The 2,147-nt window shown below is 34.5% G+C and carries 4 protein-coding genes; all 4 read left to right on the forward strand.

Annotation, left to right across the window (positions count from 1 at the left end; genetic code table 11):
- Positions 1 to 229: hypothetical protein (locus O9324_RS16130; protein ID WP_272079516.1), on the forward strand; the 229-nt coding region annotated here is incomplete at its 5' end.
- Positions 230 to 264: 35 nt separating this feature from the next.
- On the forward strand, positions 265 to 690 hold the full coding sequence (locus O9324_RS16135; protein WP_002765565.1) for a type II toxin-antitoxin system VapC family toxin: 426 nt from the start codon (positions 265 to 267) through the stop codon (positions 688 to 690).
- Positions 691 to 1,226: 536 nt separating this feature from the next.
- The gene (locus tag O9324_RS16140; protein WP_002756068.1) at positions 1,227 to 1,490 is read left to right on the forward strand and encodes a type II toxin-antitoxin system Phd/YefM family antitoxin; all 264 of its coding nucleotides are present in this window, start codon (positions 1,227 to 1,229) and stop codon (positions 1,488 to 1,490) included.
- Complete coding sequence (locus tag O9324_RS16145; RefSeq protein ID WP_002780219.1) at positions 1,490 to 1,744, forward strand: type II toxin-antitoxin system RelE family toxin; 255 nt, start codon at positions 1,490 to 1,492, stop codon at positions 1,742 to 1,744. The genes O9324_RS16140 and O9324_RS16145 overlap by 1 nt, the downstream gene beginning before the upstream one ends.
- Positions 1,745 to 2,147: the final 403 nt, after the last annotated feature.

The following is a 2,147-nucleotide window of genomic DNA, read 5'->3' on the forward strand; positions in this document are numbered from 1 at the left end:
AGAGAGACTATTACAAGAGATTGAACAAGCACCGGATTCTTTAATAGAAGAAACTTTAAACTTCCTCCTTTCAGCACAAGCTAGTTATGCTAAATCTGAAAGTAATGTAGGAGAGGCAATATTAAAGCTTCTGGAAGAGATGCCATTAGACAATGACGACTTAGAAAAGTTGCCTATAGATCTTGCTAATCAACATGATCATTATCTTTATGGAGTTCCCAAATCTTAAGCAAAGCCGAAACAAAAGTTTATAGTATCATAGCAATGAAAACCATCTTTGCAGACACATTTTATTGGGTTGCTCTCATTAACAATCGTGATGATTGGCATGAGAAAGCTATAGAAATGACAAGGAAACTCCAGCAGGTAACAATAGTGACAACCGATGAAGTCTTTATTGAAGTTTTCAACAATCTATCTGCTTATGGAATGTCAGTTAGACGAAAAACCTTACAAGTTATTAAAGGCTTACAAAATAATCCCCAAATCTTAGTTATACCTCAAACTCATCAGACGTTCCAATCAGGATTAGATTTATATCAAAATCGTCCAGATAAAGATTACAGCTTAACAGATTGTATATCCATGCAAACAATGCGCCAAATGAATATAAATGAAATTCTTACCCACGATAAGCATTTTACACAAGAAGGATTTTTCATTTTATTTCAAAATATAGAGTTACATTAGATTTGAGACAACGACTCTTAGGAGACAATCATCCCCATTTTGACAACATCCAGCATAATCAGTTTCGTAGGTTGGGTTTCGTTCCTCAACCCAACCTACGAAACTGAGGATGCTGTCTTAACTGTGATTGGAATGATTGAATGATGAACTGTGATTAGGAAGCTAGTTAAGAGTGGATTAGAGATGAAGATTGATTGAATGAACCAATCATAGTTAAGACCATTTGAAAAGAGGGTCTGTAGGCGCACGGATTTTCCATTATGAATATAATATCCTGTCAAGTCGCCTTTGTCAAGAGAAATTTTGACAACATCCAGAAAAACGTAGGGTGCGTTAGACGGCAAAAATTTCTGCTTTAACTTCAAGCTAACAATCCGTCGTAACGCACCACCACCATTGACTGTGATTGGAATGATTGAATGATGAACTACAATGATGGATAATTATAGGAGGATGCTGTCTGGACTGTGATTAGGAGAGATTGTTAAATCCCTACAATAATTTTTATTATTTCATCATCAAAAAAAGGATTAATTATGATCAAAAAAATTAAAATCGCTGATGCTCAAACCGATTTACCGAGTCTCGTTAAATCGGTTACAGAAGATAACAAAATTTATGCCATTGAGAATCAGGAGGACTCTGTAATTTTGATTTCCCAAAAAAACTATGAAAGTTTACAAGAAACCATCGAATTACTATCTATTCCCGATTTAAGAGAAAGCTTACAACTATCTCTACAGCAAATTAATGAAAATGAAACCTATTCTCTTGAGGAAGTGTTGGGAGACATTGATTAATGGTTTATGAAGTCAGATTTACCAAAGAAGCTAAAAAAGATGTTGATAAGCTAACCCCTAAACTTAAGAAAAAACTGAAATCAATTATCCAAGATACCCTGAGTATTTCTCCCTATAGTGGCAAAAAATTAGTAGGAGATTTAACGGGTTTCTATTCAATTCGCTTAAGTTATCAAGATAGAATACTTTACACCATTAATGATGAACAGAAGTTAATCTATATTCATCGTGCTAAAACCCATTATGGCGAATAAACTAGACCTTGAAAATTCGTGAAAAGAGCGTCTGTAGGCGCACGGATTTTCCATTATGAATATAATATCCTGTCAAGTCGCCTTTGTCAAGAGAAAATTTAACAACATTCAGACAAACGTTATTGTAGGGGTAATTCATGAATTACCCCTACACCTATTACCTAGTCCAGTAACCCACCACCACCATTGACAGTGATTGGAATGATTAAATGATGAACTATAATTGAATTAATCACTGATGACTGATAACTGATTAGCAAAAAATAAAACCATGAATACTAAAGAGAGACTATTACAAGAGATTGAACAAGCACCGGATTCTTTAATAGAAGAAACTTTAAACTTCCTCCTTTCAGCACAAGCTAGTTATGCTAAATCTGAAAGTAATGTAGGAGAGGCAATA

This window comes from Microcystis sp. LE19-84.1B (genome assembly GCF_027531875.1).
In the GTDB taxonomy this organism is placed as follows: Bacteria; Cyanobacteriota; Cyanobacteriia; order Cyanobacteriales; family Microcystaceae; genus Microcystis; species Microcystis panniformis.

Bases quoted from the DNA above. Each gene is read 5' to 3' on its own strand.
- O9324_RS16135 (WP_002765565.1), top strand. From the start codon at position 265: ATGAAAACCATCTTTGCAGACACATTTTATTGGGTTGCTCTCATTAAC.
- O9324_RS16140 (WP_002756068.1), top strand. From the start codon at position 1,227: ATGATCAAAAAAATTAAAATCGCTGATGCTCAAACCGATTTACCGAGT.
- O9324_RS16145 (WP_002780219.1), top strand. From the start codon at position 1,490: ATGGTTTATGAAGTCAGATTTACCAAAGAAGCTAAAAAAGATGTTGAT.